The sequence below is a fragment of the Fontimonas sp. SYSU GA230001 genome (genome assembly GCF_040066175.1).
GTDB lineage: Bacteria > Pseudomonadota > Gammaproteobacteria > Nevskiales > Nevskiaceae > Solimonas.
The window spans coordinates 73888-95614 of the sequence record NZ_JBEAAM010000014.1 but is presented as its reverse complement, the minus strand read 5'-3'; the positions used below and the strand labels follow the sequence as shown (position 1 = coordinate 95614).

16 protein-coding genes are annotated in these 21727 nt (G+C 68.4%); 8 read left to right on the top strand and 8 right to left on the bottom strand.

Annotation, left to right across the window (positions count from 1 at the left end):
• Positions 1-6: 6 nt before the first annotated feature.
• Genes AAG565_RS08965 through AAG565_RS08950 form a run of 4 tightly spaced genes read right to left on the bottom strand, consistent with a single transcriptional unit; the run spans position 7 to position 4496 of the window.
• Entirely contained in the window at positions 7-1953 is a 1947-nt protein-coding gene (locus AAG565_RS08965) for an acetoacetate--CoA ligase (RefSeq protein ID WP_348819239.1), read from the bottom strand.
• Complete coding sequence (locus tag AAG565_RS08960) at positions 1950-2855, bottom strand: hydroxymethylglutaryl-CoA lyase (protein WP_348819264.1); 906 nt, start codon at positions 2853-2855, stop codon at positions 1950-1952. The genes AAG565_RS08965 and AAG565_RS08960 overlap by 4 nt, the downstream gene beginning before the upstream one ends.
• Before the next feature lie 55 nt (positions 2856-2910).
• Positions 2911-3468, bottom strand: coding sequence for a gamma carbonic anhydrase family protein (locus AAG565_RS08955; RefSeq protein ID WP_348819238.1), 558 nt, complete (start codon positions 3466-3468; stop codon positions 2911-2913).
• The gene (locus tag AAG565_RS08950; RefSeq protein WP_348819237.1) at positions 3465-4496 is read right to left on the bottom strand and encodes an alpha/beta hydrolase; all 1032 of its coding nucleotides are present in this window, start codon (positions 4494-4496) and stop codon (positions 3465-3467) included. The genes AAG565_RS08955 and AAG565_RS08950 overlap by 4 nt, the downstream gene beginning before the upstream one ends.
• An 84-nt stretch (positions 4497-4580) precedes the next feature.
• Here AAG565_RS08950 and AAG565_RS08945 point away from each other — a divergent pair, with 84 nt between their 5' ends.
• The 6 genes from AAG565_RS08945 to AAG565_RS08920 all read left to right on the top strand — a co-directional run bounded on the left by AAG565_RS08945 (position 4581) and on the right by AAG565_RS08920 (position 13843).
• Positions 4581-5153: a LemA family protein gene (locus tag AAG565_RS08945; protein ID WP_348819236.1), complete on the top strand. Its 573-nt coding sequence runs from the start codon at positions 4581-4583 to the stop codon at positions 5151-5153.
• A 19-nt stretch (positions 5154-5172) separates the two neighbouring features.
• The gene (locus AAG565_RS08940) at positions 5173-6123 is read left to right on the top strand and encodes a GIDE domain-containing protein (protein ID WP_348819235.1); all 951 of its coding nucleotides are present in this window, start codon (positions 5173-5175) and stop codon (positions 6121-6123) included.
• Between the two features lie 107 nt (positions 6124-6230).
• Positions 6231-8300, top strand: a complete 2070-nt coding sequence (locus AAG565_RS08935; RefSeq protein ID WP_348819234.1) for a M3 family metallopeptidase — start codon at positions 6231-6233, stop codon at positions 8298-8300.
• A gap of 59 nt (positions 8301-8359) precedes the next feature.
• Positions 8360-11275: a PEP/pyruvate-binding domain-containing protein gene (locus AAG565_RS08930; protein WP_348819233.1), complete on the top strand. Its 2916-nt coding sequence runs from the start codon at positions 8360-8362 to the stop codon at positions 11273-11275.
• Positions 11272-12597, top strand: a complete 1326-nt coding sequence (locus AAG565_RS08925) for a serine hydrolase (RefSeq protein ID WP_348819232.1) — start codon at positions 11272-11274, stop codon at positions 12595-12597. Before AAG565_RS08930 ends, AAG565_RS08925 begins: the two co-directional genes overlap by 4 nt.
• On the top strand, positions 12581-13843 hold the full coding sequence (locus AAG565_RS08920) for an ATP translocase (RefSeq protein ID WP_348819231.1): 1263 nt from the start codon (positions 12581-12583) through the stop codon (positions 13841-13843). The genes AAG565_RS08925 and AAG565_RS08920 overlap by 17 nt, the downstream gene beginning before the upstream one ends.
• Here the strand turns inward: AAG565_RS08920 and AAG565_RS08915 are convergent.
• The 4 genes from AAG565_RS08915 to AAG565_RS08900 form a co-directional block, all read right to left on the bottom strand.
• Entirely contained in the window at positions 13809-14696 is an 888-nt protein-coding gene (locus tag AAG565_RS08915) for a serine hydrolase (RefSeq protein WP_348819230.1), read from the bottom strand. The genes AAG565_RS08920 and AAG565_RS08915 overlap by 35 nt on opposite strands.
• 225 nt (positions 14697-14921) lie before the next feature.
• Positions 14922-16442 (bottom strand): SpoVR family protein, encoded by a 1521-nt coding sequence (locus tag AAG565_RS08910; protein WP_348819229.1) that lies wholly within the window; start codon positions 16440-16442, stop codon positions 14922-14924.
• A complete protein-coding gene (locus tag AAG565_RS08905) occupies positions 16442-17671 on the bottom strand; it encodes a YeaH/YhbH family protein (protein WP_348819228.1) in 1230 nt (409 codons plus the stop codon). Before AAG565_RS08905 ends, AAG565_RS08910 begins: the two co-directional genes overlap by 1 nt.
• A gap of 18 nt (positions 17672-17689) precedes the next feature.
• Positions 17690-19612: a PrkA family serine protein kinase gene (locus AAG565_RS08900; protein ID WP_348819227.1), complete on the bottom strand. Its 1923-nt coding sequence runs from the start codon at positions 19610-19612 to the stop codon at positions 17690-17692.
• Between the two features lie 246 nt (positions 19613-19858).
• On the opposite strand from AAG565_RS08900, the gene xth reads away from it, so the two are divergent.
• Entirely contained in the window at positions 19859-20641 is a 783-nt protein-coding gene (xth, locus tag AAG565_RS08895; RefSeq protein ID WP_348819263.1) for an exodeoxyribonuclease III, read from the top strand.
• A 79-nt stretch (positions 20642-20720) separates the two neighbouring features.
• Positions 20721-21725: an HD domain-containing protein gene (locus AAG565_RS08890; RefSeq protein ID WP_348819226.1), complete on the top strand. Its 1005-nt coding sequence runs from the start codon at positions 20721-20723 to the stop codon at positions 21723-21725.
• Positions 21726-21727 lie beyond the last annotated feature (2 nt).

Below are 21727 nucleotides of genomic sequence, written 5' to 3'. Positions count from 1 at the left end.
CCGCCATCAGCGCAGTGCCGCGGCGGGAAGATTGCGAAAGTAGTCGAGCGCCTGCGGATTGGCCAGCGCCTCGGTGTTCTTCACCGGCTCTCCATGCAGCAGGTTGCGCACCGCGAGCTCGGTGATCTTGCCGCTGATCGTGCGCGGCACTTCCGGGCACGCGAGCACTTTGGCCGGCACATGGCGCGGCGTGAGCTCGGCGCGGATCGCGCCCTTGATCCGGCGCGCCAGTTCCTCGGTCAGCGTCTGCCCGTCGCGCAGACGCACGAACAGGATCACGTCCTCGTCGCCGTCGTGGCGATGGCCGACGACGACCGATTCCAGGACTTCCGGCTGTGCATCGACGACGCGGTAGATCTCCGCGGTGCCGATGCGCACGCCGCCGGGGTTGAGCGTCGCGTCCGAGCGCCCGGTGATGACCAGGCCGCCATGCGCGGTGATCTCGGCGAAATCGCCGTGGTGCCAGATGCCCGGAAACCGCTCGAAGTAGGCGGCGCGGTAGCGGCTGCCGTCGGGATCGTTCCAGAAGCCGACCGGCATCGACGGGAACGGCCGCGTGCAGACCAGCTCGCCCGGCGCGCCGCGCAGCGACCGGCCGGCGTCGTCCACCACGTCCACCGCCATGCCCAGCCCGGCCCCCTGCAACTCACCCCGGTACACCGGCGACCACGGATTGCCGAGCGCAAAGCAGGACACGATGTCGGTGCCGCCGGAGATCGACGCGAGCTGCACGTCGGTCTTGATCGCACGATGCACATGATCGAACTGCTCGGGCGCCAGCGGCGAGCCGGTCGAGAACACGGTGCGCAGCGCGGACAGGTCGTGGTGCGCGGCCGGGGCATAGCCGGCCTTGTCGAGCGCGGACAGGTATTTGGGGCTGGTGCCGAACTGCGTCAGCCGTTCGGCCTGGGCCAGCGTCCACAACACCTCCGGCCCCGGATGGAAGGGTGAACCGTCGTAGAGCACCAGCGTCGCACCTGCCGCCAGCCCGGACACGAGCCAGTTCCACATCATCCAGCCACAGGTCGTGAAGAAGAACAGGCGGTCGCCGGGCTTGATGTCCGCGTGCAGCACCAGCTCCTTGAGATGCTGCAGCAGCGTGCCGCCGACCCCGTGGACGATGCACTTGGGTTTGCCGGTGGTGCCCGACGAATACAGGATGTACAGCGGCGCATCGAAATCCACCGGGGTGAAGCGCAGCGCCGCGTCGGGCAGACCGTAATCGGGCATGAGGACCGCATCCGGCAGCGGCGCCAGGTCCGGCACGTCTTCGAGGAACGGCACGATCACCAGGCGCACGAGGCTCGGCAGTGCGGCGCGGATCCGGGCGACGCGGTCGCGCGTGTCGATCGCCTTGCCGGCGTAGGTGTAGCCGTCGCAGGCGAACAGCACCTTGGGCTCGATCTGCCCGAAGCGTTCGAGCACGCCGGCTTCGCCGAAGTCCGGCGAACACGACGACCACACCGCGCCCAGGCTGGTCGCCGCGAGCATCGCGACGACCGCTTCGAGCGTGTTGGGCAGGAAGCCGGCGACGCGGTCGCCGGCGACGACACCGTCGGCCGCGAGTGCCGCCGCGACTGCAGCGACGCGCGTGCGCAGCGCATCGCGGCCGAGGACGCGGCGGCGGCCGCGCTCGTCGGTGGCGATGATCGCCGGGACCGCGCCGCGATGACGCAGCAGGTGCTCGGCGAAATTGAGCCGCGCACCCGGGAACCAGCGCGCACCCGGCATGCGCTGCGCATCCTCGAGCACGGTCCGCGGCGCCGTCTTGGCCTCGATGCCACAGAACGACCAGACCGCGCGCCAGAACTCGGCGGGATGCTCGATGGACCAGCGCCACAGGCCGCCGTAGTCCGGCGGCGCGAAGCCCAGTGGCGCAGCAAAACGCGTCAGATTGGCCGCGGCGATGCGTGCCGCGTCGGGTGCCCAGATCGGCGTGTCGGCGTGGCTCATGACGCGCTGCCGCCGGAGCCGCCGATGCGGCCGAGCCTGCTCGCCGGCGCCCGGCCGAGCCGCGCGCTGATCCAGCGCCCGGTGTCGATCAGCCGGTCGAGGTCGATGCCGGTGGCGATGCCCAGACCGTGCAGCATGTACACCAGATCCTCGGTGGCGACGTTACCGGACGCACCCTGCGCGTACGGGCAGCCGCCGAGCCCGGACACGCTGGCATCGACGACACGCGCGCCCTCTTCGAGACAGGCATAGACATTGGCGAGCGCCTGGCCGTAGGTGTCGTGGAAGTGCAGCGCGAGCCGCTCCGCGCCGACCGCTTCGGCACAGGCCCGGAACATCGCGCGCGCCCTGCCCGGCGTACCGACGCCGATGGTGTCGCCGAGCGAGATCTCGTAACAGCCCATCCGCGCGACGGCCCGTGTCACGCGCACGACCTCCGCCAGCGGCACGTCGCCCTGGTACGGGCAGCCGAGCACGGTGGAGACGTAGGCGCGCACCTTCAGGCCGTGCGCCAGCGCCATTTCGACGACCGGCGCCAGCCGCGTCAGCGACTCATCGACCGAGGCGTTGATGTTCCTGCGGTTGAACGCGTCGCTGGCCGCGGTGAACACCGCGATCTCGCCGGCGCCCGCCGCGAGCGCGCGCTCCAGACCCTGGACATTGGGCACCAGCACCGGATACGCGACGCCGTCGCGGCGCGTCAGGCCGGCGAGCACCTCGGCCGCATCGGCCATCTGCGGCACCCACCTGGGCGAAACGAAACTGGTCGCCTCGACGGTGCGCAGCCCGCAGTCCGCGAGGCGTTCGATCAGCTCGATCTTGGTCGCGGCCGGCACGGCCTGCGCTTCGTTCTGCAGGCCATCGCGCGGACCGACTTCGACGACGCGCACGCTGTCGGGGATCGGGGATCGCGAACCGGGAATCGTGGAAACGTCGGACATGGCGGTCGTTCTCCGATCAATTCTCCACGGCCGATTCCCGATTCCCGTCTTCTTCCAGATAGTGATTCTTCAGCCGCACATAGTGCTGCGCCGAATAGAGGAAGTGGTCGCGCTCCTGCGCGGTCAGTTCACGCGACGGCTGCGCGGGCGCGCCGCGGTACAGCCAGCCGGAGCGCAGCGTCTTGCCCGGCGTCACGACGCTGCCGGCCGCGAGCAGCACCTCGTCCTCGATCACGGCCCGGTCCATCACGATCGCGCCCATGCCGATCAGGCAGCGGTGACCGACGGTGCAGGCGTGCAGGATCACGTTGTGGCCGACGGTCACGTCGTCGCCGATACGCAGCGGCACGCCGCCGGGTGAATAGGGACCATCGTGGGTCACGTGCAGCACGCTGTTGTCCTGCACGTTGCTGCGTGCGCCGATGACGATGCGGTTGACGTCGCCACGGATCGACACCAGCGGCCAGACCGAGGCGTCATCGCCCAGCTCGACGTCGCCGATCAGCTGTGCCGACGGATCGACCCAGACCGCTGCACCGAGCCGGGGCCGGCGGCCGCGATAGGCGCGGATCATGGACTGGAGGCCGGCACCGGCGTCAGCAGCATGGGGGTGACGGGCTCGCTGTCGGGCACCGGCTCCGGCGTCGGCAGCGGCTGCGCCTCGACGCCATCGACGTCGTCCTGCTGCAACGGCGTCGCGCGCAGGTCGAGCTGCCGCCGCGCGCTGCGCGGCTGCTTGGAGATGCGCACGACGAACTCCTCGATGTTGTCGAGCACGTCGGCACGCCCGCGCAGATAGGACGCCAGCGCACCGATCACCATGTTGTGCGACAGCGAGTCGTAGATCACGGTCTCGACCGGCCCGCCGGCCTTGGCCACCGAACGAGCCAGGTTCTCGGTGTTGCTGACGGACAGCACTTCGTCGTTGCGGCCGTGGATCAGCAGCAGCGGCGGGTTCCGGCCATCGACATAGAAGATCGGCTGCGAGTACTGGAAGCGATCGACCGGACCGAACAGGTCGCGCAGGTCGGGCGCGGTGATCGGCATGAAGTCGTAAGCGCCGGCCAGGCCGATCATGCCGCGCAGCCACGCGCGGCTGCCGCCGACCTTCTTCAGGTACTCCTCGTTGAGCGCGAGCAGCGCGGCGATGTGCGCGCCGGACGAATGTCCCATGACGAACAGCTTGTCGGGGTCGCCGCCATAGGTCGCCGCATTGTCGCGCGCCCAGCGCAGCGCACGCGCGGCATCGTTGACGAACTCCGGGAAGCGCACGTCCGGATACTTGCGCACGTTGGGAATCAGCGTGACGAAGCCGCGCGAGGCCAGTGCCTGGCCGACGAACTCGAACTCGGACTTGTCGCGCAGCGTCCAGCGGCCGCCGTAGAAGAACACGATCACCGGCGCAGCGCTGGCCTGCGGCGGGTAATACACATCCAGGTCGAGTCCGAGCTTGCGGTCGTAAGGCAGGTTCACCGCGCCCTTGTAGCCGGTATCGGCGGCAAAACGGTTCACGACCTGCGGGGAACTGCAGCCGGACAGCACGAGGAACAGCAGCGCGAGCGGAGCGAGCCAGTGCGAAATCATCGGGTTGCGTCGTTTCATGGCGTGAGTATGGTAGCGCGTGCGGGCGAATTGAAGCATGCTGTCGCGCTTTACAGGGATACGACCGGTGGGGGCTGGTCTCTCATGCTCACGACTTTCATCTGGATCGCCGTATTGGCCGCGCTCGGCGTGTACGTGGTCATCCTCTACAACGGTCTGGTCACGCTCAAGCACGGCATCGGCAAGGCCTGGAGCAACATCGACGTGCTGCTCAAGCAGCGGCACGACGAGCTGCCCAAGCTGGTCGAGACCTGCAAGCAGTACATGCAGTTCGAGCGCGAGACGCTGGAGAAGGTCATGGCGGCGCGCGCCGCCGCCAACAGCGCGCGCGAGCACGGCGACGTCAAGGGCGTCGGTCAGGCCGAAAGCGCGATGCGCCTGGGGCTGGGCAACATCGTCGCCACCGTCGAGGCCTATCCGGAGCTCAAGGCCAACCAGTCGATCCAGCAACTGCTCGGCCGCATCACCGGCCTCGAAAACGCGATCGCCGACCGCCGCGAGTTCTACAACGAGGCGGTCAACATCAACAATGTCCGCATCGAGCAGTTTCCCGACGTGATCATCGCGCGCCTGTTCGGCTTCAAGGCGGCCGACCTGTTGGTGTTCGGCAGCGAGGAGAAGAAGGACGTGGACCTGCGCGAGTTGTTCCGCTCCTGATCCACGCCCCGGCCCGCGCATGGCCGCCTACGACGGAACGCTGGTCGCGCTGGCGCAGCGGATCGCGGCGCTGCCCGCCGAGGAATTCTGGCTGTGGACCGCCGCCGGCCTGGCTGCCGCGGTGATCGGCTTCGCCTCGGCGTTCATCGCGCTGCACAAGGCGCGGCTGATGGAGAACACGCCGACCTCGCGCATCCGTTCCGCCGCGCAGGGCTACGTCGAGCTGGAAGGGACCGCCCGCCTGCTGCCGGGCGAGGAGATCCGCGCACCCTTGAGCGGCAGGACCTGCTGCTGGTGGCGGTACCGCGTACAGAAATACGAGTCGCGCTGGCGCAACGGCCGGCGCAGCGGCGAGTGGCGCACGATCGACTCCGGCACCTCCGATGCGCTGTTCCTGCTGTCGGACCCGACCGGCGACTGCATCGTCGATCCGCACGGCGCCAGTGTGCAGCCGAGCATCCGCCAGTCCTGGCGCGGCCACACGCCGCGGCCCAACTTCGTGCCCGACAAGATCCCCTGGCTGCAGTTCGGCGACTACCAGTACGAGGAGGAGCGTCTGCAGATCGGCGATCCGCTGTATGCCCTGGGCGCATTCCGCACGCAGACGGCGCACCTGCAGCTCGACGAGACCGCCGACGTCAACGAACTGCTGCGCGACTGGAAAGCGGATCAGAAGGGCCTGCTGGCGCGCTTCGACGCCGACGGCGACGGCCGCATCGACGCGCGGGAATGGGAGACCGCGCGCCGCGCCGCAATCGCGCAGGTCCGCCAGGCGCATCTCGAACGTTCGCTGGACCCGGACATCCACGTGCTGTCACGTCCCGGCGACGGGCGGCCGTTTCTGCTCTCGACGCTGGCGCAGCAGGACCTCGTGCGCCGCCACCGCTGGATCGCCGCGGCCGCGCTCACCGGCTCGATCCTCGCCGGTGCGGGCAGCATCTTCTCGCTGACTGCGCGCGGCCTGTTCTGAGCATCCAAAGCTTCCGCCAATCAGCGGCTTAGGAAAAAATCACTGGAAAAGCACGGCCGCCGTCCCCACGATAGCGACCCCGCCCCCGCCGTTTCGTCCAGGCCGCCATGGACAATCCCCTGCTTTCCGCCGCCACCGGCAATGGTCTGCCGGCCTTCGACAGCATCCGCCCCGAACACGCCGAACCGGCGCTGGACGCGATCCTCGCGAACAATCGCGCCGCGCTCGCCGAACTGCTCGGGCGCGCCGGCGCGCCGGGCTGGCCCCCGACCTGGGACGGCCTGATCGAACCCCTGGAAGAACTCGGCGACCGCCTGCAGCGCGTCTGGGGCCCGGTCGCCCACCTGTTCAGCGTGCGCAGCACGCCGGAATGGCGCAAGGCCTACAACGACGGCCTGCCCAAGCTGACCGCCTACAGCATCGAGCTGTCGCAGTCCGAACCGCTGTTCCGCGCCTACCAGGCGCTGGCCGACAGCCCGGCATTCGCGTCCCTGACGGTGGCGCGGCGCAAGGTTGTCACCGACGCGCTGCGCGACTTCCGGCTGTCCGGCATCGGCCTGCCGGAGGACCAGAAGGCGCGCTACAAGGAACTGTCGCTGCGCCTGTCGGAGCTGCAGACGAAGTTCGAAGAACATCTGATGGACGCGATACAGGCCTGGAGCAAGCTCGTCACCGACGAGGCGCAACTCGCCGGCATGAGCGAGTCGGCGAAGCAGGCCGCGCGCGAGAAGGCGCAGGCCAGGAGTCTCGAAGGCTGGCTGCTGACGCTGGACTTCCCCAGCTACGACGCCGTCATCACCTATGCCGACGACCGTGCGCTGCGTCAGGAGATCTACACCGCCTACGCGACGCGCGCCTCCGACCAGGGCCCCCAGGCCGGCCGTTTCGACAACGGCGCGCTGATGACCGAGATCCTCGCGCTGCGCCACGAGCTCGCGCGCCTGCTCGATTTCGGCAACTACGCCGAGCTGTCGCTGGCGACCAAGATGGCGGAGTCGCCACAGCAGGTCGATGACTTCCTCGCCGACCTCGCGCGCCGCGCGAAGCCGCGCGCTCAGGCCGAGCTCGAGGAGCTGCGCGCCTTCGCCCGGCGCCGCGATGGCCTGACCGACTTCCAGCCCTGGGACGCCGCGTACTACTCCGAGAAGCTCAAGACCGAGACGCTCGGACTCTCCGAGGAGGAACTCCGGCCCTATTTCCCGCTGCCGGCGGTGCTGCGCGGCATGTTCGCGCTGGTCGAACGCCTGTACGGCATCCACATCGAGGCGGTGCCGGGCATCCCGACCTGGCATGCGGACGTCACGACCTGGGCGCTGCAGGATGCCAGCGGCGAACGCTTCGGCCTGTTCTATCTCGATCCCTATGCGCGCGAGGAAAAGCGCAGCGGCGCGTGGATGGATGAATGCCTCGGCCGGCGCCGCAACGGCGGCACATTGCAGCATCCGTCGGCCTATCTGGTCTGCAACTTCACCCCGCCCCTCGCCGGCAAGCCGGCGCTGCTGACCCACGACGAAGTCGTGACCCTGTTCCACGAGTTCGGTCACGGCCTGCATCACCTGATGACGCAGGTGGACGAGGCCTCGGTGTCCGGTATCCGCGGCGTGGCCTGGGACGCGGTCGAACTGCCGAGCCAGTTCATGGAGAACTGGTGCTACGACCCGGCGACGCTGCGCGGCTTTGCACGCCACTGGCAGAGTGGCGAACCGCTGCCGGACACGATGATCGGCAAGCTGCGCGCCTCGCGCATGTTCCAGTCCGGTCTCGCGACGCTGCGCCAGCTCGAGTTCGCCCTGTTCGACCTGCGCCTGCACCGCGACTACGACCCGGCGCGCGGCGCGCGCGTGCTGGAGACCATCGACGCGGTGCGCGACGAGGTCGCGGTGCTCAAGCCCCCCGCGTTCAACCGCATGCCGTGGAGCTTCTCGCACATCTTCGCCGGCGGCTATGCGGCGGGTTATTACAGCTACAAGTGGGCCGAGGTGTTGTCGGCGGATGCTTTCGCCGCCTTCGAGGAGACCGGCTTTTCGCCCGAGACCGGCATCCGCTTCCGCGACACGGTGCTCGCGCAGGGCGGTTCGAGGGAAGCGATGGAGCTGTTCATCGAGTTCCGCGGCCGCAAGCCCAGCATCGACGCGCTGCTGCGCCACAGCGGCCTGGCCGAGACCGCGACCGCCTGACCCGCGGCCCCTGACCTGGATCATGTCGCCGGCGACGCCGGCGGCGTTAGGGTGTGCGCATGGATCCGGCGCACCTTCCTGGCCAGAACAAGAAGCACCTGACCCGCTGGCTGCTGCTGGCCTGCATCGCGGCAATGCCGGCACGCGCGGCCGAAGCACCGCCGCCGCCACCCGACGACACCCAGTTCGCGGCGTGGGTGCGCGCGATGAAGTCGGAACCGCTCGGCCCGTTCCAGGGCGTCCGCTGGTTCTGCGCCGACGGCACGATCCAGCCGCCGCGCGAGTATGCCTGCCGCGAGCACGGCGGCGGCCGTCAGTCGGGACAGCGCGACGTGCGCGCCGAGACGATGCGCGCCGCCGGCATCCCGCTGGCGAACGTGCTGTCCGAACTGACGCCGGAAGCCGCGCTGGCCGACGACGCCCGGCTGCTCAAGGCCGCGCTGGTCGAACAGTTCCTGGTCGCGATCGATGACGGCTGGATCCTGCGCCGCGCGCGCTACGTGCGCGGCGTGTTCCAGGCCGAGGACGAGGCGGCCGCCGCGCGCGGCATCCTGCTCGAACTGGCACGCGATCCACGCGTGGCCGAGGCGCGCTACCCGCTGCTGCGCGAGGCCGTGCGCCTGCTGCCACGCCCGATCGCGTCCGGCAGCTTCACCGAAGTGCGTGCGCTCGCCGACGAACTGGGACGACGCGACGCCGACTTCATCGACCTGCGCAACCTGATCCATTCGCGCCCGGCCGCCGACCAGGCGCAACGCGTGCGTGAACATGCGCGCCGCCATGCGCAGGACGAGCTGCGCCAGGGATTCGAGACGCTGGCCCGCGCGATCGACGCGGCCTTCGCCCACGCGACACTGGCCGCGCAGCTCGAACGCAGCGCCGCGGCGCTCGGCGACTCCGGACTGCAGGCACTGGCCGCGCGCTACCACGGCAGCGTCGATGCGCAGCAACAGCTGGAGACCCTCACCAACATCCTCGCGCGCATCCGCGACGCGATGCCGGGCTATACCGCCGCACGGCGGCTGCGCGCGATGGAGCTGTCGCTGGCGGCCGAGGACGCGGCCTTTGCCGTCGCGCGCCAGCCGGCCGGCCCGGGCGCGGACAGCCGGCGCGCCCGGCTGCGCGCGCTGCTGCCGATGGTGGACGGCCTGTATGGCAGCGGCCTGCTCACGCAGCGCGAGCGGCGCGAACTGCGGCAGGCGTTGCGGACGCTGACCGAGGCGCAGGCGGTGAGCGTCGGCGGCTACCGCGACGCGCTCGCGGTGCTCGGCCGCGCGCCCGGCTGGGCGATGCGGCGCCTGAGCTTCCATTTCCAGCCGATGCTGCGCAGCTTCGCGCGCGTCGAGCCGCGCGCCGAGGACTACATCGCCGATCGCCTGCACGCCAGCCTGATGCTCGGCTACGGGGAGCGCCTGGAACCTCTGATCGCCGATGGCGACCGCCTCGCCGGCGTACAACACGAGCTTTTCGGACAACCGGTATCCGGCGGCCTGCGTGCACTCAACCCGGGCGTGGCACGCGGCCCGCTGCGGACACTGGCCGAAGCGCGCGACACCGGCGCGGAACTGCCGATCGTGCTGGCGGCGGAGACGACCGCCGAGCTGCCGGCGGTCGCCGGCATCCTCACCGAATCGGCGGGCAACGCGCTGTCGCACGTCCAGATGCTTGCGCGCAACCTCGGCCTGCCCAACGTCGTCGTCGCTACGCAGCACCTCGCTGCGCTGCGCAGGCAGCTGGGCACGCGCATCGTGCTGGTGGCCAGCCCCGGCGGCACGGTACGCATCGCCGCCGATGGCCCGGACTGGGAGCCCTGGTTTCCGAAAGCGGCACAGCGGCCGGCGCGCATCGAGGTGGATACGACGCGACTGGACCTGGAGCTGCGCCGCCCGGTCGCGCTCGCCGAACTGCGCGCCGCCGATGCCGGACGGATCGTCGGACCGAAGGCCGCGCACCTCGGCGAGCTCGCCGCACGCTACCCGGATCAGGTGTCGCCCGCGCTGGCGATCCCGTTCGGCGTCTATCGCAGTCTGCTCGACCGCACCGCGCCGGATGGCCAGCAGAGCATGTTCGACTGGCTGCAGCTGCAGCACCGCCTGATCGCCGAGATCGACGATCCCGCGCAGCGGGCGGCGGCACTGCGCGCCTTCCTGCAGACCGCGCGCGACTGGTTCGCGCAGGTCGAGTTCCCGGCCGGCCTGGTCGATCGGCTGCGCACCGATGCCGAGGCCCTGTTCGGCGCCGATGGCGGCTACGGCGTGTACGTGCGCTCGGACACCAACCTGGAGGACCTGCCGGCCTTCAGCGGGGCCGGCCTCAACCGCACGGTGCCCAACGTCGTCGGCTTCGACGCCGTGCTCGATGCGATCCGCAACGTCTGGGCCTCGCCGTTCACCGAACGCGCCTACAGCTGGCGCCAGCTGGCGATGGATCGCCCGGAGCAGGTCTATGTCTCGGTGCTGCTGCACAAGACCGTCGCCAGCGAAAAATCCGGCGTGATGGTCACCGCCGATCCGGACAGCGGCGATCCCGGCACGATCTTCGTCAGCGCCAACGAGGGCGCCGGCGGCGCGGTCGATGGACAGTCCGCGGAGAGCCTGCGCGTGCGCCTGGTGGACGGACGCGTCGATCTGGTCGCCTCCGCCACCGAGCCGACACGACGGATCACGCTGCGCGAGGGCGGCCTGCGCGATGTGCCGGCCAGCGGCGACGACTTCCTGCTCACGCAGGCCGAGATGAACCAGCTGATGCGGCTCGCGCGGGACATCCCCCGCAACAGCCCGGAACTGCGCGACGCCGCCGGCGGCCCGGCACCGGCGGACGTCGAATTCGCCTTCGCCGGCGGCAGGCTCTACCTGCTGCAGATGCGTCCTTTCCTGCAGGGCGCGCGGGCACAGCGCCACGTGCTGCTACGCGCCCTCGACGCCAGCCTGGTCGCGGCGCGCGACAACGCCGTCGCACTGGACGAGCCGCCATGAACGCCGCACTGCGCGTCGCCGCGCTGACGCTGCTGAGCACGTCGGCGGCGGTCGGCATCGGCTATCCGCTCGACGGCTATGACTACACCGGCATCCGCCGCCTCGAACACACGCGCACGCTGCAGGCGCAGCGTGCCGTGCTGCCGCCCGGTGCGACGCTGCCGATGGATGCCGTCGTTCCCAGCGGCATCGACGCGACGACGCTGCCCGCGCCCGATCCGGACTGGAGCGCGGAGTTGACGCGCATGCTCGGCGACGATGCGGACCGCTACGGCGTCGCGGTGCTCGACCTCAGCGATCCTGCGCACCTGCGCTATGCCGCACACCAGCCGGACTATCGCGCCAACGTCGGCAGCGTCGGCAAGGTGCTGGTGCTGCTGGCGTGGATGCACAAGCTCGCCGACTGGTACCCGCAGGACATCGCCGCGCGCGAACGCGTGCTGCGCGATACCCGTGTCGTCGCCGACGGCTACATCGACTACGACGTGCACAAGGTGCCGATCCATACCGTCGGCGCCGGTCCGGCGCGCTGGCGCACGCTGCACCACGGTGACGAAGGTTCTCTGTGGGAGTACATGGACTGGATGATCTCGGCCAGTTCGAACGCCGCGGGCAGCATGGTGATGCAGCAGCTCGCCGCGGCAGAGCGCTTCGGCCCCGGTTTCGCCAGCGGCGCTGAGCCGGCCGCCGCGCGTCTGGCGACACTGAGCGCAGCCGCGCGCGGCCGTGCGATGCTCGACGCCATGCTGCGGCCGCTCGCCGCGGTCGGGCTCGATCCGCAGCGCATCCGCCAGACCAGCCTGTTCACCCACCGCGGCAAGCGGCTGATGCCGGGACAGTCGAGCTACGCGACACCGCGCGACCTGCTGCAGCTGCTGGCGCTGATCGAAGCCAAGCGCTTCGTCGATCCTTGGAGCAGCAGAGAAGCCAAGCGCCTGCTCTATACCACGCAGAAGCGCATCCGCTATGCCTCGCATCCGGTGCTCAACCCGGCGGCCGTTTACTTCAAGTCGGGCTCGCTCTACATCTGCGAACCGGAGCCCGGCTACGTCTGCGGCAAGTACCGCGGCAACAAGATCAACCAGCTCGCGTCGCTGGCGCTGGTCGAGTATCCGGCGCAGGCGCCGAAGCTGCGCTACGCCGTCGCCGTGATGTCGAACGTGCTGCGCAAGAATTCCGCGGTCGCGCATCAGACGCTGGCGCTGCGCATCCACCGCATGGTCGAAGCCCGCCACGCCGCGGCGCTCAGGGACGTGCCAGCCGCGGACCTGCCACCGGCGACGCAGGCGGACGCGGAGGGGCGCGGTGCCGATGAAGACTGAAAGCCGGACGCGCGGACTGCGCGCGCTGGCCCTGTTCGCCGACTTCCTGCTGGTGATCCTGGCCTACTACCAGATCAAGCCGGCGAGCCGCTCGCTGTACCTGGAGCACTTTTCCGCCGCGCAACTACCCTATGTCTGGGTGCTGTCGGCGCTGGTGCTGGGCGCGCTGATGCCCGCGTATGCGAAGCTGGTGAGCCGGGTGTCACGGCCGCGGCTGGTGGTCGGCACCTGTCTGGGCTTCGCGCTGCTGCTGCTGGTGTTCCGCCTGTGGATCGGCGGACCGGTCGCCGCGGTATGCTTCTACGTGTTCGTGGACATCCTGTCCGTCGCACTGGTCGAGCAGTTCTGGAGCCTGACCAATGCCGCGTTCCCGACGCGTCAGGGCCGCCGCTGGTTCGGCGCGATCGGCGCCGGCGGCCTGGTCGGCGGCATGACCGGCGGCTGGCTCGCGCAGGCACTGCTGACGCAGGCGGGTCTGAGCACGGTCGATCTGCTGTTCGTCTCCGCGGCGCTGATCGTGCTGGTCGCGGCATTCTCGGCGGTTCTGGTGCGCAGCGGCGTACTCGCCGAGCAGCCGGGCGCGTCCGCGCTGCCGGGCCTGCCCGAGCGCCCGGCCCTGCGCGACTGGCTCGGCAACCGCTACCTGCTGACGATCACCGCGGTGCTGCTGCTGGCCCAGGTCGTCGAACCGATCGTCGAGTACCAGTTCATGCACTACGTGCAGCACGAGTTTCCGGAGCGCGAGACGCGCACCGCGTACCTGTCCGGTTTTCTGTCGCTGCTCAACGCGGTGGCACTGGGCGTCAATCTGGTGGTCACGCCGCTGGTGCTGCGCGCGCTCGGCGCGATCGGCGGCCTGCTCGCGCAGCCGCTGACGCTCGGGCTGTTTTCCTTCCTGTACCTGCTGCAGCCCGGACTGAACAGCGGCGCCGCGATGAAGATCTCCGACCGCGGCCTGTCGTACTCGCTCAACCGCGCGGCCAAGGAACTGCTTTACGTGCCGGTAGCGCCGGATCTGATTTTCAAGCTCAAGGCCTGGATCGACATGTTCGGCTACCGCGCCTTCAAGGTGCTGGGAGCGAGCGCGATTCTGCTGCTGACCGAATGGACGCACTGGCTGGTCGCGCCAGCGGCGTACAGCTACTTCACGATTCCCGCGGCGCTGCTGTGGATCGCACTGGTGCTGAGCCTGGCGCGTCCGTACCGCGCGCTCACCGCACAGGAGGCGCAGAACCGGGAGCGATGAGCGCGTCGGCGGCGAGCGCGAGCTGCTCCAGCCACTGCGCGCCCTGCTCGGCGTGCGACAGTGCGACGATGATGTAGCGCTTGCCGTCGTGCTCGACCAGCGCGCTGTCGCAGTGATAGTCGCGCCAGGTGCCGGACTTGCGGTACAGCGCCGCCTGCGGATAGCTGGCCTTGATCGCCTTGACGAACTTGTGGTCGATCGCCGGCTTGCCCATGATCTCCTTCATCGCGTGCGAAGCCGCGGGCGAGACCAGACGTCCGGTTTCGAGCAGGTAATAGAAGCGCGCGGCCTGGTAGGCCGAGGCGCCGTGCGAAAGATTGAACAGCGGGTCGCGCCGGTACGCCTCGCCGGGGCCATAGGGCTTGCCGACCCACAAGCCGCCGCCGTGGTCACGGTCGTAGAGCGCGTAGCGTTCGGAGCTGAGCAGCTCGGCGAGATAGTCGGGGCCGACCTGCTCGAACACGCGGGTCGCCGCCGTGTTCGACGAGCGACGGATCATGTCCTCCAGGTCGCGGCGCAGTTCCGGCGTCAGCGTCAGCGTGCCGTCCTCGATGCGCGCGAACGCACCGAGCAGGATCGCGATCTTCGGCAGGCTCGCGCCATAGACCATGTCGCCGTCGTTGAGGCCGGCATAGCGCGGCGCCGCGGGATCGGCGAGATCGACCAGCGCCACCGACAGCTGCCTGCGCGCGATCGCGTGCGTGAGGCCGAGGCGCTCGACCGCGCCACTGAGCGCCGTCTGCAGCCGCGCATCGCGGGCGGCGTCCAGATCCGCGGATTCCGGCGCCGCGACTGCGAGCAGCGGCAGACACACGAACAAAGCGGCGCACCAGCGCCCGAGCAGGCTGCTCATTCCACACGTCCTCGATCCATCCCAACCTGCCGCTGCGGGCACTCCCTCTCGGTTTCCGCGGCCCGGGACCGGCAGTCCCGCGGCACACGCCCTAGATGTTTTATCCCGCGGCCTGTGTACTGTGCCCGCCGGCACCGCCCCCGGTCAAGCCGCGGCGGGTCACGGCACCCTTTTCAATCAACTACTTGGGCGATTAGGCCAAATCTACCTGCGGGCGGTCGCGGGTCATGCGGGCCGCACTTCCCGCGCGGCGATTTCCCGGTCCTCGTCATCGACGGTGACCAGCCGCACGGTGAACCCCCACAGCCGCGCGAGATGCTTGAGCACCTCCTCGGCGGCGTCGTCCAGCGGACGACCCCGATGCTGGCGATGCCGCAGCGTCAGCGAACGGTCGCCGCGGCGCGCGTAGTGCACGATCTGCACGTCGGGAATCTGGTTGTCGCGGTTGTACTGCGCGGCCATCAGCCGGCGCAGCCGACGGTAGCCCTCGTCGTTGTGGATCGCGTCGATCACCAGTTCGTCCTCATCCTCGTGATCGGCGACCGCAAACAGACGAAACTCGCGCATCAGGCGGGGACTCAGGTACTGGCCGATGAAGGACTCGTCCTTGTAGTTGCGCATCGCGAAGTCCAGCACCTTGCGCCACTCGCCTCCGGCGATATCGGGGAACCAGCGCCGGTCCTCCTCCGTCGGGTTCTCGCAGATGCGGCGCAGATCGGTGAACATCGCATAGCCGAGCGCGTAGGGATTGAGGCCGCCATAGCCGCGCTGGTCGTAGCCGCGCTGGGTGATGACGTTGGTGTGCGAAGTGAGCACTTCGAGCATGAAGCCGGCATCGACCCGGCCCTTGTCGAACAGGCGGTTGAGGATGGTGTAGTGCCAGAACGTGGCCCAGCCCTCGTTCATGACCTTGGTCTGGCCCTGCGGATAGAAGTACTGCGCCATCTTGCGCACGATGCGCACGATCTCGCTCTGCCACGGCTCCAGGCGCGGCGAGTTCTTCTCGACGAAGTACAGCAGGTTCTCCTGCGGCTCGGCGGGGAACGGCCGCTCGGCGCGGTGCCCCTTGCGGTCATGATTGCGCGATCGCTTCGGCACCGTGCGCCAGATCTCGTCGAACTGCTTCCAGGCGTGCTTCTCGCGCTCGATCTGGCGCTGCTGCTCCTCTTCGACCGACAGCGGCGCGGGATGGTGGTAGCGATCGACGCCGTGGCTCATCAGCGCGTGGCAGGAGTCGAGGATCTCCTCGACGGCCTCCTCGCCGTAGCGTTCCTCACACTGCGTGACGTATTTCTTGGCGAACACCATGTAGTCGATGATCGCCGAGGCATCGGTCCACTGCCGGAACAGATAATTGCCCTTGAAGAACGAGTTGTGTCCGTAGCAGGCGTGCGCGATGACCAGCGCCTGCATCGGCATCGTGTTCTCCTCCATCAGGTACGCGATGCAGGGATTGGAGTTGATGACGATCTCGTAGGCGAGACCCTGATGACCCTTGCGGTAGGAATGCTCGTTGCGGATGAACTCCTTGCCGAAACTCCAGTGCGGATAGCCGATCGGCAGGCCCAGCGACGCGTAGGCATCCAGCATCTGCTCGGAGGCGATCACCTCGATCTGGTTCGGATAGCAGTCCAGGCCGAACTCGCCGACCGCGATCTCCTTGATCGCGCGGTCGTAGCTGTCGAGCAGTTCGAAGGTCCACTCCGAGCCGGTGGACAGCGGCCGCGCCGCGAGCGCGCCGCCCATCAGGCCGTCTCCTTGTGGAACAGCTCGCGCAGGACCGGATAAATCTCGTTGCGTGCGATCACGCTCTTCATCGCGAAGCGCGGATCGTCGATGCGCGCATAGGCATGCGCCAGCGGACCGGCATGATCGGCTTCGTCGGGCACCTCGACATAGGCGAAGTAACGCAGGAGCGGCAGCAGACGGTCGTTGAGGAACGCGCGGCTCTTCTCGGGGTCGGCGCCGAAGGCGTCGCCGTCCGACACCTGCGCGCCATAGATGTTCCAGCTCGACGGGTCGTAGCGCGCCTCGATGATCTCGTCCATCAGCTTGAGCGCCGACAGCACCACGGTGCCGCCGCTCTGGGTGCCATAGAAGAAGGTCTGTTCGTCCACCTCCTGCGCATTGTCGGTGTGGCGGATGAACACCAGCTCGACGCGCTCGTACTTGCGCGACAGGAACAGGTACAGCAGCGTGAAGAAACGCTTGGCCAGGTCCTTCTTCTCCTCGGTCATCGACGCCGACACGTCCATCAGGCAGAACATCGCCGCGCGTGCGACCGGTTGCGGCTCGCGCACGCGATGGCGGAAACGCAGGTCGAACTCGTCGAGGAACGGGACGTGCTCCAGCTTCTTGCGCAGCAGTTCGGCGCGTTCGAGCAGCTGCGGTGTCGGCGCGGACTCGATCTGCGCCTCGACGTCCGCCAGCTCCTGCGCCACCGCGCCACGCACGGCGATGCGCCGCGCGCTGGCGTTGCGCAGAGAACGCAGGATCGCCAGATTCGCCGGCACGCCGCTGGGCGTGTAGCCGGCGCGCCGCCACTGATACTCGCGCACGTCGCCGAGCACGTTGCGCGCCAGTCGCGGCAGCTCGAGGTCGTCGAAGAACAGGTTCATGAACTCTTCGCGCGACAGGCTGAAGACGAAGTCGTCTTCCGACTCGCCTTCGCCGTGGCCGCCGGCCCCGCCCGCCCCGGACGGCGGTCGCGGCAGGCGGTCACCAGGAGAAAAACTGTGATTGCCGGCATGCACGACCTCGCGGTCGCCGCCCTGGCCGTGCCGGAACGTCGGTTCGGAAATGTCCTTGATCGGGATGTTGACCTTGCCGCCCTGCTCCATGTCGGTGATCGAGCGCTTCGACACCATCTCATCGACCGAGTGCTGGATCTGCGACTTGTAACGCCGCAGGAAACGGCTGCGGTTGACCGCGTTCTTGTTGCGGTCGTTGAGCCGCCTATCGATGATGATCGACATGGCCGCCGCGGCCGGCGACTACTGCGACTTGCGCACGCGCAGGTACCACTCCGACAGCAGGCGCACCTGCTTCTCGGTGTAGCCCTTGGCGACCATGCGGCCGACGAAATTCTGATGCTTCTTCTGATCCTCGGCCGAGGCCTTGGCGTTGAACGAGATCACCGGCAGCAGTTCCTCGGTCGAGGAGAACATCTTCTTCTCGATCACCTCGCGCAGCTTCTCGTAGCTGGTCCATTCCGGCTTCTTGCCGCCGGACTGCGCGCGCGCGCGCAGCACGAAGTTGACGATCTCGTTGCGGAAATCCTTGGGGTTGGCGATGCCGGCCGGCTTCTCGATCTTCTCCAGCTCGGTGTTCAGCGCCGCGCGGTCGAAGGACTCGCCGGTCTCTGGATCGCGGTAATCCTCGTCCTGGATCCAGTAGTCGGCGAAGGTGACATAGCGGTCGAAGATGTTCTGGCCGTACTCGCCGTAGGACTCCAGGTAGGCGGTCTGGATCTCCTTGCCGATGAACTCCGCGTAACGCGGCGCGAGCCAGGCCTTGATGAATTCCAGGTAACGGCGCTGCTTGTCCTCGGGCAGGTGCTCGCGCAGGATGCGCTGCTCCAGCACGTACATCAGGTGCACCGGATTGGCGGCGACCTCGGTCTGGTCGTAGTTGAAGGTCGCCGACAGCACCTTGTAGGCGAAGCGCGTGGACATGCCGTCCATGCCCTCGTCCACGCCGGCGTAGTCGCGGTACTCCTGCAGCGACTTCGCCGCCGGATCGGTGTCCTTCAGGTTCTCGCCGTCATAGACGCGCATCTTCGAGTAGATGCTGGAATTCTCCGGCTCCTTGAGGCGCGTGAGCACCGACCACTGCGCCATCATCTCCAGCGTGCCGGGGGCGCAGGGCGCGTTGGCCAGCGAGCTGTTGCGCAGCAGCTTCTCGTAGATCTTCTCCTCCTCGGAGACCTGCAGGCAGTAGGGCACCTTGACGATATAGACGCGGTCGAGAAAGGCCTCGTTGTGCTTGTTGTTGCGGAACGACTGCCACTCGGACTCGTTCGAGTGCGCCAGGATGATGCCGTTGAACGGGATCGCCGAGAATCCTTCGGTGCCCTTGAAATTGCCCTCCTGGGTCGCGGTCAGCAGCGGGTGCAGCATCTTGATCGGCGCCTTGAACATCTCGACGAACTCGAGCAGGCCCTGGTTCGCCAGGCACAGGCCGCCCGAGTAGGAATACGCGTCCGGATCGTCCTGCGCATAGGTTTCGAGCTTGCGGATATCGACCTTGCCGACCAGCGACGAGATGTCTTGGTTGTTCTCGTCGCCCGGTTCGGTCTTGGTGATCGCGATCTGCTTGAGCACCGAAGGCTGCACGCGCACCACCCGGAACTTGCTGATGTCGCCGTCGAACTCGCCTAGGCGCTTGATCGCCCACGGCGAAGCGATGCCGGTCAGGTAGCGCCGCGGAATGTCGAACTCCTTCTCCAGCATCGCCGCATCCCGCTCCGGCGAGAACAGCCCCAGCGGCGACTCGTTGATCGGCGAGCCCTTGAGGGCGTAGATCGGATGCACCTCCATCAGGCTCTTGAGGCGCTCGGCGATCGACGACTTGCCGCCGCCGACCGGACCCAGCAGGTAGAGGATCTGCTTGCGCTCTTCCAGTCCCTGCGCCGCATGCTTGAAGTACGCGACGATCTGCGCGATCACGTCCTCCATGCCGTAGAACTCGCGGAACGCCGGATAGCGGCGGATGACGCGGTTGGAAAAGATGCGCGACAGCCGGGCGTCGTTGCGCGTGTCGATCACCTCGGGCTCGCCGATCGCCGCGAGCATGCGCTCGGCCGGCGTGGCGTAGGCCATCGGATCGCGCTTGCACAGCTGGAGATAGTCGAGCAGCGACATCTCCTCCTCGCGCGCTTTCAGATAGTGACTGCGAAAGCTTTCCACAATGCTCATCAGCGACCTCCATTCGAAGGCGATTCCGACTTCGCGAGTGGCTATCAGAGTACGCCGCCTCGGAACTCCGTGCACGCGCCCGCGTCCAATGCGGACATGCGGTTTCCGTGCCAAACCCTGCACGCTCGCGAACGATCACGCCCGTCCGCGATAGCAGACATGCAATTTCCGGGCGGGTTCATCGGCGATCCCCCGCAAGGCCATGCCGACCTGACCAACGGCAGCCTGCGCGGCTATCCTTGTCTGATGAAGATCGCGACCTGGAACGTGAACTCGCTGCGCGTGCGGCTGCCGCACCTGCTCGACTGGCTCCGGCAGCAGCCGATCGACGTGATCGGACTGCAGGAGACCAAGCTCGTCGATGACGCCTTTCCCTTCGATGCACTCAAGGCCGCCGGCTTCGACGCGGTCCATAACGGCCAGAAGACCTACAACGGCGTCGCCCTGCTGTCGCGCCAGCCCCTGCAGGACGTCGCCCGCGATCTGCCGGGATTCGATGGCGAGCAGAAGCGTGTGATCGCGGCCACCATCGGCGGCGTGCGCGTGGTCAACGTCTATGTCGTCAACGGCCAGGCGGTGGGCAGCGACAAGTACGCATACAAGCTGCGGTTTCTCTCGGCGCTGCGCGACTACCTCGCCGGCGAGCTGGCGCGCCATCCGCAGCTCGTGGTGATGGGTGACTTCAACATCGCCCCGGCGCCCGAGGACACCCACGATCCGCAGCTCTGGGAGGGACAGATCCTGTGCTCGGAAGCGGAGCGCGAGGGCTTGCGCGCGCTGCTGGCGCTCGGCCTGCGCGACTGCTTCCGCCTCTTCGAGCAGCCGCCGGCGAGCTTCACCTGGTGGGACTACCGGCAGGCCGCCTTCCGCCGCAACATGGGCCTGCGCATCGACCACATCCTCGTGTCCGCGGCGCTGGCGGCGCACTGCACGGCCTGCACGGTCGATGTTGCGCCGCGCAAGCTGGAACGGCCCTCCGACCACGCGCCGGTGATCGCCGAATTTCCGACACCGTCAAGCGCGAATTGAGCAGCAGTTCACTGTTCACGCCGACGCCGGCAGGTCTAACATTGACCGGGTTCACACCGCGAAGCGCCGGAGGCGCGCGATGACCCAGCGGCGGCGCAACCATTACGACGTCACCGACACGGTGCGCATCTCGCATCCGCGCGACGTGTACGCAGCCGTCGGCCGGCTGCTGACGGCGCTCTATCCCGACCTGCCGCTGGCGCCACTGCAGCGCGCCTTCGACACTTTTTCCAGCTTGTACGCCGGCACGCTGCCGGGCTATGTCGGCTGCGACACCTGGTATCACGATGCGCAGCACAGCCTGGATTGCGCGCTGGCGATGGCGCGCCTGCTCGACGGCTACGAGCGCGAGGTACCGGCCAGCGAACGGCTCGGACCGCGCCGCGCCACACTGGGCATCATCATCGCCCTGTTCCACGACGCCGGGTACATCCGCCGCACCGACGACGCTGCCCGCAACGGCGCCGAGTACACGCTGACCCACGTGCGGCGCAGCGGCGATTTCCTCGCCGGCTTCCTGCCGACGGTCGGCTTCGGTGCCGAGGCGCGCCTGGCCTCACGGCTGGTGCACTTCACCGGCTACGAGATCGCGCTCGACCAGATCCGCGTCGCGGCGCACAAGGACCGCCTGCTCGGCTTCATGCTCGGCACTGCCGACATCCTCGCGCAGACCGCGGACCGCTGCTACCTGGAGAAATGCCGCGACTTCCTGTTCCGCGAATTCTCGCTGTGCGGGCTGGCCGGCGATGGCCATCGCTCGATCTACCGCTCGGCGCAGGATCTCCTGGAGAAGACGCCGGAATTCAACCGCAGGCTGTGGGACGAACGCCTCGACGGCTATTTCCAGGGCATCCACCGCTATCTGGACGCGCACTTCGGCGGCCCCAACCCCTACGTGCAGACGATCGACGAGCACCTGAAACGGGTGGCACGTCTGACACGGCAGGGGCGGCTCGGCGATCTCCGGCGGCGTCCGCAGGCGATCAATGCCGAGCGCCTGCGCCGGATCGTCGGCAGTAGCCGGCCGCGACGCCCGCTGCGCGCCGCGCCACGGCGTACCGCGACACTGGCGCGGGGCGCGTAAGG